Annotated in this window: 10 protein-coding genes; 5 read left to right on the top strand and 5 right to left on the bottom strand. The window is 69.8% G+C overall.

Annotation, left to right across the window (positions count from 1 at the left end; all coding sequences use genetic code 11):
* Positions 1-68 precede the first annotated feature (68 nt).
* The gene (locus ACFYOS_RS18905) at positions 69-548 is read left to right on the top strand and encodes a MarR family winged helix-turn-helix transcriptional regulator (RefSeq protein WP_387142842.1); all 480 of its coding nucleotides are present in this window, start codon (positions 69-71) and stop codon (positions 546-548) included.
* Between the two features lie 209 nt (positions 549-757).
* Here the strand turns inward: ACFYOS_RS18905 and ACFYOS_RS18900 are convergent, their stop codons facing one another.
* The 5 genes from ACFYOS_RS18900 to ACFYOS_RS18880 all read right to left on the bottom strand — a co-directional run bounded on the left by ACFYOS_RS18900 (position 758) and on the right by ACFYOS_RS18880 (position 7,009).
* The gene (locus ACFYOS_RS18900) at positions 758-3,238 is read right to left on the bottom strand and encodes a M14 family metallopeptidase (RefSeq protein WP_387142839.1); all 2,481 of its coding nucleotides are present in this window, start codon (positions 3,236-3,238) and stop codon (positions 758-760) included.
* Positions 3,239-3,646: 408 nt separating this feature from the next.
* Positions 3,647-3,838: a hypothetical protein gene (locus tag ACFYOS_RS18895; protein ID WP_387142836.1), complete on the bottom strand. Its 192-nt coding sequence runs from the start codon at positions 3,836-3,838 to the stop codon at positions 3,647-3,649.
* Positions 3,839-3,841: 3 nt separating this feature from the next.
* On the bottom strand, positions 3,842-4,864 hold the full coding sequence (locus tag ACFYOS_RS18890) for a LacI family DNA-binding transcriptional regulator (protein ID WP_387142834.1): 1,023 nt from the start codon (positions 4,862-4,864) through the stop codon (positions 3,842-3,844).
* A 52-nt stretch (positions 4,865-4,916) separates the two neighbouring features.
* Positions 4,917-6,098: an MFS transporter gene (locus ACFYOS_RS18885; protein ID WP_387142831.1), complete on the bottom strand. Its 1,182-nt coding sequence runs from the start codon at positions 6,096-6,098 to the stop codon at positions 4,917-4,919.
* Positions 6,098-7,009, bottom strand: a complete 912-nt coding sequence (locus ACFYOS_RS18880) for an ABC transporter substrate-binding protein (protein ID WP_387142828.1) — start codon at positions 7,007-7,009, stop codon at positions 6,098-6,100. Before ACFYOS_RS18880 ends, ACFYOS_RS18885 begins: the two co-directional genes overlap by 1 nt.
* A gap of 194 nt (positions 7,010-7,203) precedes the next feature.
* Here ACFYOS_RS18880 and ACFYOS_RS18875 point away from each other — a divergent pair, with 194 nt between their 5' ends.
* The 4 genes from ACFYOS_RS18875 to ACFYOS_RS18860 all read left to right on the top strand — a co-directional run bounded on the left by ACFYOS_RS18875 (position 7,204) and on the right by ACFYOS_RS18860 (position 12,112).
* Complete coding sequence (locus tag ACFYOS_RS18875) at positions 7,204-8,304, top strand: alpha/beta hydrolase family protein (RefSeq protein ID WP_387142825.1); 1,101 nt, start codon at positions 7,204-7,206, stop codon at positions 8,302-8,304.
* Positions 8,305-8,358: 54 nt separating this feature from the next.
* On the top strand, positions 8,359-9,318 hold the full coding sequence (locus tag ACFYOS_RS18870) for an NAD(P)-dependent oxidoreductase (RefSeq protein WP_387142822.1): 960 nt from the start codon (positions 8,359-8,361) through the stop codon (positions 9,316-9,318).
* Between the two features lie 2 nt (positions 9,319-9,320).
* Positions 9,321-10,577 (top strand): M24 family metallopeptidase, encoded by a 1,257-nt coding sequence (locus tag ACFYOS_RS18865; protein ID WP_387142819.1) that lies wholly within the window; start codon positions 9,321-9,323, stop codon positions 10,575-10,577.
* Between the two features lie 62 nt (positions 10,578-10,639).
* On the top strand, positions 10,640-12,112 hold the full coding sequence (locus ACFYOS_RS18860; protein ID WP_387142816.1) for an NAD-dependent succinate-semialdehyde dehydrogenase: 1,473 nt from the start codon (positions 10,640-10,642) through the stop codon (positions 12,110-12,112).
* Positions 12,113-12,312: the final 200 nt, after the last annotated feature.

Below are 12,312 nucleotides of genomic sequence, written 5' to 3'. Positions count from 1 at the left end.
CCGCTCATCCCCGACCGGCCCCCGATTTCCCGACCAGTCAAGGCGTGGAGGCGAACTACGCTGGTCGGGTGGACGAATGGGGAAACCGGCTCGACGAGCACGAGCAGGAGGTCTGGCGCACCTTCCACCGGCTGCGCAACCAGCTCGCGCTCGCGCTGGGCCAGTCCCTCCAGCAGGATTCGGGCATCTCCGAGTCCGACTTCGAGGTGCTCGCCGCCCTCGCCGGCGCCCCGGACCACGCCATGCGGGCCCGGACGCTCCGGGCCGAGCTCCAGTGGGAGAAGAGCCGGCTCGCCCACCAGATGCGCCGGATGGAGCAACGGGGCCTGGTCGTCCGGGAGGAGTGCCTGGAGGACGGCCGGGCACCTACGGTCCGGCTCACCGACGCGGGCCTGGCCAGCATCCGGTCTGCCGCACCCACCCACGCCGCCCGGCTCCGGGAGCTGTTCTTCGACGCGCTCACCCCGGCCCAGGTCGACGCCCTGCACGAGGCGGGCAGGGCGGTGCTGGCCCGGCTGCGCCAAACCTGCCCGGCCGAGGCGCCATGACCGCCGCCAAGAAAGCGGTTGGTGCCGCGAACCGTGAGCGCACGACCGCATCGGCGTTCCCGCTGATGCCGCTGCACAAGCGCTGACACTCTTCCACTGTGGTGGCGGAACGTGAGGTATTTAGGTGGAGCACGTGCGGCCATTGCCTCGTCAGTGCGGGCGAAACCCCACTGACGAGGCAATGAGCACGGGATGGGCGTGCCGCCCGACTACTGCTCGACGACCGTAATCGTCGCCGTGCGGTAGTTGTTGCGCGTGTCGTTGTTCGCCGGGTCGTAGTTCTGCTCGATGTTGCCGGCGCTGTCGACCGAGAACCAGCGGAACGTGGTGGTCTCTGTTACGTGGAACACCTGCCCCGGCTCGCGGAACTCGGTCGCTTCGTAGCGTGGCGACTCGAGTGTGGGCCGGCTGCCGTCCGTCGTGTAGTAGATGGTGGCCGGCTCGCTTGTCTCGAAGCGCACGTCGACGGGCCCGGAGTACGTCCCGCCGCCGGGGACAATCCGGGACGTTGGCTTCTGGTGGTCCTTGCCCCACTCCGCCGCGATCCGGAACATCTCCATGATCCCGTTGGCGTACTCCATCGTCTCGGAGTGGCCGCTGACGAGGTCCGGGTTTCCCACCCACGCCGGCTGGAATGAACCGCCCTGCCAGTTGCCGGTGGCCGGGTTGTAGACCGAGCCGCCGACCTCCCAGCCGAAGGCGTAGATCCCGTAGGTGTGGTACAGGTCCTCGCGCACGTTGCCCGCGGAGGAGTAGAGGACATCCGACGAGCCGCCGACGTTCTCCGGCGTGACGACGGTCTGCCGGTGCGCCTTGACCTGCGACAGGATCCGGGCGGCCGATTGCCAGTAGAACGCCTCGTCACCCAGGGGCGGGCGCGGCGTGGTGATCCGCCCGTCGGCGATGTAGGCACCGGGCTGCCAGAACAGCTGGCCGCCGTTGGAGTGCACCGACATCATGAACTTGATGTTCGAGTACTTCTCGACCAGCCAGATGATGTTCTTCGACTCAGGCTCGGACAGCTTCTCCGGTCCCTGGTAGGTGTCGCTGACGCAGCTGGTCGACCCGCCCGAGTAGCCGTCGTGGCCCGACCCGACCCGGTAGTTCCGGTTCAGGTCGACGCCCCAGGCGTTACGCCGGGCCGGATCGGCGTTGTCGTCCGCGCAGTGGTTCGTCATGTTCCGGCGCTGCGAGGCGAAGTTGTAGAAGCTGTAGTTCGCCCCGTCGGGGTTGTTGGACAGGATGAGGAAGATGTCGGTGTTGTCGACGATCTTCTTCGTCTCCCAGTCGGACTTGTAGTTGTGCACCAGGCGCTCGGCCGTCTCCAGCGAGGTCGTCGCGGGCACCCACTCGCGGGCGTGGTCCTGCGCCTGGATCAGGACACCCGGGTTGCTGCCGTCGCGGTGCTTGCCGATCCGCAGGACGGGGATCGTGGCCGGGCCGCGCGGCACCTCGCCCTCTGGCGCGCCGACGCGCTTCTGGTCGAGGAAGTCGGTCAGCGCGACCGGTCCCGACGTCGGCGCGACGATGCCGGTGCCCGCGTTGGTGCGGTACGGGTGCGCCCGGTCGATCAGGCCCTGGGACTGGCTCTCCAGTGCCGCCGCCACCTGTGCGGCCGTGCTCGCGAGCCCAGCGGAGGCGTCCTTCGCGAGGAGGACGCGGACCGCCTTGCCCGCCACCTCTACTGCGAGCGGGAGGTTCGCCCCCGGCCGGTTCACGAACTCGACGGTGATGTCGTTGCCACCCTCGTGGCCCCACGCCGCCGAGCTGACGACGACGGCGGCCTGCCCGGTGCCCCCGATCGTGGCCTGCGCCTTCCGCTGGTAGCCGTTCGTCTTGTTCGGCAGGTAGACGATCTCGGCGATGTCCGGGTACTGGCGGGCGATCTCCTCGGCGCGGCTGAAGAGCTGCTGCGGGTGCCGGTAACCGTCGACGAAGTCCCACTTGTAGGCGGGGTTCGCCGTCAGCGGCGGCGCGCCGTCCTCGAGCCAGTTGGAGACGTAACCGGTGTTGACGCCCCCCGTCGAGCTCGTGACTCGAATCTGGTTCGGGCGTGCGTCGAGCTTGAACAGGTTCCGGTGGAACATGTACTGCCCGGAGTCGACGAACCGGCTCATCGTCCGGGCGGAGCCGAACGATGTGTCCGCGCCCGAGTCGTTCTCGAGCTGCATCGTCACGATCGGGCTCGTCTGCTGCCCTTCGGTGGTTCGTGCCTCGACGTACAGGAAACCCTGGCCCTTCGTCGTGAACCAGTCCGCGCGGACGATCCGCACCGTCTCCTCGTGACTGAGCGGCTGGACAACCCCCGCGCGGGAGGCCTGGGTGCCGCCGTCGGCTTCCCCGCTCCACGCGAAGCCCTCGCCGTCGCCGAGGATACCGACGCCCATCGCCTCGAGTTCAGCGATCTGCTCCCCGGTCACCACGGCCTCGCCCTCGATGCCAGTGGGCACGCGCTTGAGGCCGTGTTCCAGGTCGAAGCCCGCGGCGACCACCTTGTCCAGCATGTCGGCGCCGGTCAGGTGGATGCGTACGAGGCGTACCGCCTCCGGATCCTCGAGGCGGGATCGTCCCGAGCCCGCCGTGGCTGCCGACCCGGCGGGCTCTGCGCCCGCGGGCCCGGTTGCCATGAGGACGCTTCCCACCAGGGCGGGCAGCGCGAGAAGCGCGATGCGCCGTTGTATGCGTCGCATTCTCCCCTCCTTCTGCTTGCGACGTGTGGTTGACGTGGTGGCTGGCCCTGCTGCGGTCGGACCGATCCATCCAGGACGGTTGTGCTGAGCTCGCGCAAGGTCGGCCCGCGCACGACGACGGTCGCCGTCGTGACGGGGTCGGGGAGGACCGTGAGAGAGCCGGGTGCGATGAGCGTATGCACGTTCTTCGCTGCGAAGAGCTGCCCGAGCCGGATTTGAGCATTACTTGAGGCAATGCGCGACGGCGAAGGCCCCGACTGGACGGCCAGCCCGAGCGTTGGAATCCGGTCTGGCAGCCGCTCACTGGGATCGGACGCTCATTCCCAGGCGAGCGTTCGAGGCGCGGGTTCGAGCCCGGTCCGCCCCGGCTGAACGGCACGGCGGCCGCTTCGCCGGCTCCTCAATCGGCTAGCCGGACTGGAGTTCGAGGCGGGGCCGTCCCTGGATCGTCACCAGGGCCCGAAGAAGCAGCAGTCCAGCCGCCGTCTGGTGGAGGCTGACCCGTGGGCGAGGACGAGTCGCCGTGCCGGCGGTGCGGCGCGCCATCTCCTCCTGGCTGAACTCGGGGCCGGCGGGCGTGCTGGCGGGGCCCGCGGTCATCTGTCACCTGCGAGACGGGCGTGCCGTGGAGCCGCGCACGACGAGCGACAGGGGGAGGAGAACCGACCGCGAGGGTCGGGCGGAGTCCTCGAACAGCTCCAGCAGCATGTGGGCCGCCTCCACCCCGACCTGGTGGTGCGGAACCGCGATCGTGGTCAAGGGCGGACGCAGCTTGTCCAGGAAGGGCATGTCGTTGAAGCCGACCACGCTCATGTCCCGAGGACAGGAGATTTTTCGTTCGGCGAAGACGTCGTAGCATCCGAGGGCGATCAGGTCGTTGCCGGCGACGATCGCGGTTGGGTCCGCTCCGGAGTCCAGGAGGTGCCGCAGGGACTGCGCGCCCGCGTCCTCCGTCCAGTACTCGCAGGCGACAATCAGCGACGGGTCGTCATCGAGGCCGTGCTCGTGCAGGGCTGTGCGGAACGCGTTCGCGCGGACCACACCGGTGGAGGTGCTGGTCGGACCGGCCAGATGTGCGATCCGGGTGTGCCCGAGCCCGGCGAGGTGCTTGACGGCCATGGCGACCCCGGCCGCATCGTCGGGGGTGACGCAGGGTACGTCGACGTTCTCGGTGCGGCGGTTGACCAACACCATCTGGACGCCCTGCTCGTGCAGCTCCCGCAGCAGGGGGTGGTCGAGGCGGGCCGTGGCGATGATCAGCCCTTCGACCTGCCGCGACCGGAGTGAGGCCACAAGGGCCTCCTCTCGGGCCGGGTCGTGGTCGGTGTTGACGATCAGGGCGCTGTAGCCGGCAGGGCCGAGGACGTCCTCGATGCCGCGGACGATCGGGGGGAACAGCGGGTTGGTCAGGTCCGGGATGACGAGCCCGATCGTCCGCGACTTTGCGGTCTTCAGGCTGCGTGCGATCGGGTTCGGCTGGTATCCGAGCGACTCAGCCGCCTTCAGCACCCGCCGGGCCGTCTCCGCGTTCACCAGTCGTCGCGTCTCGGGGTTCAGGGCCCGGGAAGCGGTGGCTGCGTGAACACCCGCAGCTTCGGCGACGTCGCGGAGGGTGGGGTTGGGCACGGCAGTGATGATAGTGCGCCTTTTGCGAATTGGCCTGCTCATCGCCTACCCCTCACGCCGGTTCCTCCTCCGCCCGGCGCCACGTCGCGCGGCCCCATACCGCGAGCAGCACAAGCGGGACGCTTGTGGCAGCAGCGAGGAGGAAGATCTCTCGGTAGCGGTCGTCCTGGGCGAGGCCGGAGACCACGACGGCGGCGACGGCGCTGCCGACGAAGAGTGACCCGGCGAAGAGCGACACGACCGTCGCCCGCGCTCCCGGCAGCACCTCCGTCGCCCAGGTCTGCAAGGAGGAGTGCATGGCGGCCCAGGCTAGGCCGAGCAGGAGCGCGACCAGCAGGGCCGCCGTCGGCGCCTGGGACGCCGCCATGACGACGCAGCCCACCAGGGCCGCGGCGCCGCCGAGACCGATCAGCCAGGAGGGATGCAGGTCCCTGGAGAGATGCCCCACGAGGCGCGCGGACACGAAGACGGCGACGCCGTAGGCGGCGGTGACGCTGCCGGCCACCGAGGAGCTCACCCCCGTTGCCTCCACCGCCGGCGGCAGCAGGGTGAGCGCGCCGAGCAGGACCGCACCCTCGATGAAGGCCAGCAGGAGGACCAGCACGGTCACCCGCGACCGCATCGCCTGCACGAGGGGTGCGACCACGGTCCGGTGCGTGCGGGTCACCGCCGGTTCGGCGAGGCGCCCCAGGCCGCTGGCCAGCAGCAGCGCGGAGCCCCCGGTGATGAGGAAGGCCAGGCGCCAGGTTGCCACGTGCGCCAGGATGCCAGCCAGTGTGGACGCCATCGCTGTTCCGAGGGCGACCCCGACCATGAGCCGGGTGATCTGGTTCTGTCGTTGCGGTGCGGGAACCGTGTCGCCGACGTAGATCAGCGCGGCGGGGAAGGCCGCTCCGAAGAAGCCGCCGGCCAGGCAGCGGAGGACCGCCAGGGCGAGCACCGAACCGGCGAGTGCCGAGGCCGCTGTGGTGATCGCCGACAGGAAGAGTGTGATGCGCAACGTCCGGACGAGCCCCAGCCGGTCCGACACCAGCCCCCAGACCGGTTGCATGAGGCCGTACGCCACGAAGTAGGCGCCCGCCGCCTGGACGGCGCGGGACAGGGGCACGTCGAGGTCGACCGCGATGGCGAGCAGCATCGGGGGCATTGCAAAGCGATCCAGCGTGCTGACGAATGCGGTGTACTGCAGCAGCCGGATCGGCGAGGACCAGCGCCGGGAGGCCGTGCCGCCCATCAGGCCTCCGAGGAGGCGTACGACGTCAGGCCCGACTCGGGAGCCAAGGCACCGGCGAGCACGTCCCGGCCGTCCCTCCAGGTAGGGAGGTAGCGCCGGCGCAGGTCCACGACGGTCGTGAGTGCCGCCAGGTCGACCGCCGTGTCGAGGACCAGGCCCTCGCTGGTGCTCTGCAGGCGTGCCACGTAGCGCCGGGCCAGGTCCCCGGCAAGGCCGAGCACCGACGCCGCCTCCTCCGCGGCCGCCGTCTCGGCTGTTCCATGACAGATGTCACGAGCCGTTTCCCTCAGTGCATCACCGAAGCGACGCGCCGGCTCGAGGAAGCGCTCGCCCACAACACTGACGACCGTGCCGAGGTAGGGCGAGCAGACATCGCCTACCCGGGCAAGGGTCACCGCTCCCGCTGCCTCAGCCAGCAGCTCGTTGCCCGCGTTGAGCATCGTCGCGTCACACTCACCGGCCAGCAGGGCGTCGAGTCGCCTGGGCGTCGAGCCGAGGGTCAGGAGTTCGTACTCGTCCCTCCCGACGCCGAGCGATTCGGCGAGCGCATACATGGCGAGGGCGAAACCGGAGGTCGGTACGTCGACACCCACCCGAGCCGCGCGAAGCTGCTCGGGGGCAAGACCTGGCCTGCCGTAGAGCCCGAGCCCCAGGCCGCGGTCCACGGCGCTGACGATGCGGGCGTCGGCCATGACCCCCAACGGGTTCTCCGGGCTGAACCGGTACGCCACCACGTTGTCGGGGCTGGTGAGCGCGACGTCGATCTCGCCCGCGATCAGGGAGCGGAACTGCGCGGGGGAGGATGGCACGGCCACCTCCGTCACCTCGAGGCTCTGCTCCTCAAGCCGCCCGGTGCGCCGCGCTACGGCGAGCAGGACCGACGGGGTGAAGGATCCGACAACCAGTTCCACCTGCGTCTCCTCGTCCTCCGGCCGCCCTGACGTTGCTGGGCAGACTAACGCAACGTGCAGTCGATTGCAGTATTCCAACCATGAAGTCTCGCATCCCCGACGTGCAACCGAGCTAAGCGGTGTGCTTGACATGCCGTGGAGAGCGCGGAGAGACTGCATTCGTTTGCAGGAGTCGGACGCAGGGAGGTCGAGGAGTGGCAGACACGGACGCAAGGGTGGCCACCGCCATCGCCCACTGGGCCCCCCGCTTCACCACCAACGGGGTCACCGTCTGGGACTTTCAGCGGATCACCGCAAGCGTCGCCCGCTGGGAGGACTGGTGCCGGGCATGGTCCGAGGTGGGTGCGGAGCACGAGCGCCTCGGTCGAGACGCCCTTGCGCAGGACCGGCTTCTCTCCGCCGGAGAGCACCTGACCCAGGCGGCCGTCTACTACCACTTCGGCAAGTTCGTCTTCGTGGAAGACCTCGAGCAGATGCGCCGGGCCCATGAGCGGGCGGTTCGCTGCTACCGCGACGCGCTGCCTCACCTGCGACGACCCGGCCGGCGGGTGGAGATCCCGTTCGAGGGAGCCCGCCTGGTCGGCGTGCTCCGGCTACCTGAGGGTGAAGGCCCCCACCCGGTCGTGCTCATGGTCCCCGGCCTGGACTCGACCAAGGAGGAGTTGCACAGCACGGCGGAGACCTTCCTCGACCGTGGGCTGGCCACCTTCAGCGTTGACGGCCCCGGGCAGGGCGAGGCGGAGTACGACCTGCCGATCAGGGGCGACTGGACCGCGCCCGCCGAGGCGCTTTTCTCGGCGCTCTTGCAGATGACTGAGGTGGACAGCGACCGGATCGCCGTTTGGGGAGTGAGCCTGGGCGGTTACTACGCACCACGGATCGCTGCCGCGCTCGGGGACCGGGTGAAGGCTTGTGTCGCCCTCGCCGGACCGTTCAACTTCGGGGAGTGCTGGGAGGGCCTCCCCGAGCTCACGCGCAAGACGTTTGAGGTCCGCTCGCGGGCACGCGACGAGGCGGAGGCCCGGCGGATCGCCCTCACCCTGTCGCTGGAGAAGTCCGCGTCCGAGATCACCGCCCCACTGCTGATCGTCTTCGGCCGGCAGGACCGGCTGATTCCGTGGCCGCACGCCGAGCGACTGCGGCGTGAGGCGGGGGGAGAGGTGGAGTTGGTCATGCTCGAGAACGGCAACCACGGCTGCGCGAACGTCGCCCCCTGGCACCGGCCCTACACCGCCGACTGGCTCGCGCGGAAGCTCGCAGGAGCCCGGTCCGCACACCCCAGACCCTCGGCTTGACTCGGGAATCAGCCGTTACTACCTTGTTATGCAAACGATTGCAAAGGCAGGCTCATGACAACCAACAGTGACTCCACCGATCTGACGGTCGGTTGGATCGGGACCGGCCGGATGGGCTTCGCCATGGCCCGCCGCCTCGCCAAGGGGGGCGTGGATCTCGCCGCCTGGAACCGCACCCGAGCCAAGGCCGAACCTCTGACCGAGGTCGGCGCCACCGTGGTGGACTCGATCGCCGAGCTGCGGGACCGCGACGTCGTGTTCACGATGGTCTCCACCCCGTCCGACCTGGAGCAGGTGCTCCTCGGCGAGGGTGGCCTGCTCGAGGACCGCGACCACGTCCCCGGCGTCGTCGTGGACTGCTCCACCGTCTCGACCGAGTCGTCGGAGCGGATGCGGGAAGCCTGCGCGGAACGCGGCGTGGCCTTCCTCGCCGCGCCGGTAAGCGGCAACGGCAAGGTGGTCAAGGCCGGCGGCCTCAGCCTGGTTGTCTCCGGCCCCGAGGACACCTACCACCTCGTCGCCCCACTGCTGGCGCACCTCGGCAAGTCGGTCACGTACGCCGGTCAGGGCGATGTCGCGCGGCTGGTCAAGATCTGCCACAACCTGTTCCTGGGCGTGGTGACCCAGTCGATGGCCGAGATCACCGTCCTGGCCGAGAAGGGCGGCGTCTCCCGGGCGGCCTTCCTCGACTTCCTGAACAACAGCGTGATGGGCTCGGTGTTCTCCCGGTACAAGACGCCGGCGTTCGTGAACCTCGACTACACCCCCACCTTCACGCCGACCCTGCTGCGGAAGGACTTCGACCTCGGTCTTGCCGCGGCTCGTCAGCTCGACGTACCCATGCCGGTCGCCGCAGCCACCGCCCAGCTCGTGCAGGCCACGGTGAGCAGCGGCCGCGTCGACGAGGACTTCGCGATCCTCCTCGACCAGCAGGCGGCGGCCTCGGGCCTCGTGCTCAAGCCGGAGGACGTCGTCGTCGACGACGGACTGAGCGCAGCGGACGAGGTGAGCTAGCCATGAAGCCGGCAGCTCCGGCCGCCGCACCCATGGCCGCCCCCGGTCACATGGGCGTCGACTACGAGCAGCGCGTCGACTTCGACAGGCTGCGGAAGTACCGCCTCGCCCGGGCGAAGGCCTCCCTGGAGGCCAGCGAGTGCGGTGCCTACCTGCTCTTCGACTTCTACAACATCCGGTACACCACCCAGACCTGGATCGGTGGTGCCCTCGGCGACAAGATGACCCGCTACGCGCTGCTCACCCGGGGTGGCGAGCCGATGCTCTGGGACTTCGGGTCGGCCGCACGGCACCACCGCCTCTACTCGCCCTGGCTGGACCCGACCAACTGCCATGCCGGCATGCTCGGGCTCCGCGGGGCCATCGCCCCCACCGCCGGCCTGATGGAGCAGGCGGTGCGACAGATCAAGGGGCTGCTCGAGGACGCCGGGGTCGCGGACGCCCCGGTCGGCGTCGACATCGTGGAGCCGCCGTTCCTCTTCGAGATGCAGCGGCAGGGGCTGACCGTGGTCGACGCCCAGCAGCTCATGCTCGACGCGCGGCAGATCAAGTCCCACGACGAGATCATGCTGCTGACCCAGGCCGCCGCGATGGTCGACGGCGTCTACCAGGACATCGTGGAGGTCCTCAAGCCCGGGATCCGGGAGAACGAGATCGTCGCTCTGGCCAACAAGCGGCTCTACGAGATGGGGTCCGACCAGGTCGAGGCGATCAACGCGGTCTCGGGTGAGCGGTGCAACCCTCACCCGCACAACTTCTCGGACCGCCTGATCCGGCCAGGGGACCAGGCCTTCTTCGACATCATCCACTCTTTCAACGGCTACCGCACCTGCTACTACCGCACCTTCAGCGTGGGCAGTGCGACCCCGAGCCAGCGTGACGCCTACACCAAGGCCCGCGAGTGGATGGACGCCTCGATCAACATGATCAAGCCAGGTGTCGGCACCGACGAGGTGGCGGCGGTGTGGCCGAAGGCGGAGGAGTTCGGGTTCGAGAACGAGATGGCGGCTTTCGGCCTCCAGTTCGGCCACGGACTGGGCCTCGGCCTCCACGAACGCCCGATCATCTCCCGGCTCAACAGCATGAAGGAGCCGATCGAGCTCCAGCCCGGCATGGTGTTCGCGCTGGAGACCTACTGCCCGGCCAGCGACGGCTTCTCGGCGGCGCGGATCGAGGAGGAGGTTGTGGTGACGCCGCAGGGGCCTCGGATCCTCACTCTCTTCCCGGCCCAGGACCTCGTGGTCGCCAACCCGTACTGAGCCGACGTCGCGGAACCCCTGCTCCTTCTCTCGTGTCCACTTCTCTGGAAAGGTGACACCCCATGCCCGAGACGACCTCTGCCCCCAGTCCGCTCCGGGTTGCCGACCTGCTCACCGACCTGTACATCGGTGGCAAGGCCGTGCCCGCCGCCGACGGCGGTCGGTTCGACGTGGTCGATCCGGCGACCGGGTCGGTGATCACCACCGTCGCAGACGGCACCGTCCAGGACGCGATCGCTGCCGTGGACGCAGCCGAACAGGCGGCGGCGCGGTGGGCGGCGACCGCCCCGCGGCAGCGCGCCGAAATCCTCCGCCGCGGGTTCGAGCTGATGACCGCGCAGGCCGACGACCTGGCCAGGTTGATCACGCTCGAGAACGGGAAGGCGCTGGCCGACGCCCGCGGGGAGGTGGCCTATGCCGCCGAGTTCTTCCGCTGGTACTCGGAGGAGGCCGTCCGGGCAGCCGGCGAGGTGGTGACAGCACCCTCCGGGACGAACAAGATCCTGGTGTTGCAGCAGCCGGTCGGCATCTGCGTGCTCGTCACCCCGTGGAACTTCCCGGCGGCCATGGCGACCCGGAAGATCGGTCCCGCGCTGGCGGCCGGGTGCACCATGGTGCTCAAGCCCGCCAGCGACACGCCGCTGACCGCGCTCGCCATGGCCCGCATCCTGGAGGACGCCGGCGTGCCACCAGGGGTCGTCAACGTCCTGCCCGCCCGTCGTTCGGGTGCCGTCGTCTCGGCGATGTTGCACGACCCGCGGGTGCGCAAGCTGTCGTTCACCGGTAGCACCGAGGTGGGCAGGATCCTGCTGAGAGAGGCTGCGGACCAGGTGATCAACTGCTCCATGGAGCTGGGCGGCAACGCCCCGTTCCTCGTGTTCGCCGACGCCGACCTGGATGCCGCTGTCGACGGCGCCATGGTCGCGAAGATGCGCAACGCCGGTGAGGCGTGCACAGCCGCAAACCGGTTCTACGTCGAGGCCTCCATCGCCGACGAGTTCAGCAAGCGGCTCGCCGAGCGGATGAAGGTGCTCCGCGTCGGGCCCGGGCTGGACGAGACCAACCAGGTGGGCCCGCTCGTCAACGGGGACACCGCCGCCAAGGTCGAGGAGCTGGTCCGGAGCGCGGTCGATGCGGGCGCGAAGGCCGTGGTCGGTGGTCGCCGTCCAGAGCGCGAGGGCTTCTACTACGAGCCCACCGTGCTGCTCGACGTGACCCCGGACTCACCGATCCTGACGGAGGAGATCTTCGGGCCGGTGGCGCCGATCGTGACGTTCGAGGACGAGGACGAGGCGATCCGGCTGGCCAACGCCACCGAGTACGGACTGGTGTCGTACGTGTTCACCGGCGACCTGGCGCGCGGCCTGCGGGTCAGCGAGGCGCTCGACTCGGGCATGGTCGGCCTCAACCGTGGCCTGGTCAGCGACCCGGCCGCACCGTTCGGCGGCACCAAGCAGAGCGGCGTGGGCCGGGAGGGCGGCCACCACGGGATGCTGGACTACCTGGAGGCGAAGTACATCGCCGTGCAGTGGTGACCCCGGCCACGAAACAGCAGCAACAGGAACAGCGGACACGAACAACAGCCGACACCACAACGGCGGGGGGGGCGGCGGCGCGGGGGGGGGCCCCCCGGGGGGGGGGGGGGGGCGGCCGACCCCCGCCCCCCCCCCGGGCGGCCCCGCGGGCGGCCCGCCCCCCCCCCCCCCGCCGCGCCGCCGCCCCCCCCCCCCGCCGC

It is taken from the genome of Micromonospora sp. NPDC005806 (assembly GCF_042871425.1).
Taxonomy (GTDB): domain Bacteria; phylum Actinomycetota; class Actinomycetes; order Mycobacteriales; family Micromonosporaceae; genus Micromonospora.
This window is presented reverse-complemented; position numbering and strand designations above follow the sequence as displayed.

Coding starts and splice junctions, on each gene's coding strand:
- ACFYOS_RS18900 (WP_387142839.1), bottom strand. CDS start 3,238: ATGCGACGCATACAACGGCGCATCGCGCTTCTCGCGCTGCCCGCCCTG.
- ACFYOS_RS18895 (WP_387142836.1), bottom strand. CDS start 3,838: ATGACCGCGGGCCCCGCCAGCACGCCCGCCGGCCCCGAGTTCAGCCAG.
- ACFYOS_RS18885 (WP_387142831.1), bottom strand. CDS start 6,098: ATGGGCGGCACGGCCTCCCGGCGCTGGTCCTCGCCGATCCGGCTGCTG.
- ACFYOS_RS18870 (WP_387142822.1), top strand. CDS start 8,359: ATGACAACCAACAGTGACTCCACCGATCTGACGGTCGGTTGGATCGGG.
- ACFYOS_RS18865 (WP_387142819.1), top strand. CDS start 9,321: ATGAAGCCGGCAGCTCCGGCCGCCGCACCCATGGCCGCCCCCGGTCAC.
- ACFYOS_RS18860 (WP_387142816.1), top strand. CDS start 10,640: ATGCCCGAGACGACCTCTGCCCCCAGTCCGCTCCGGGTTGCCGACCTG.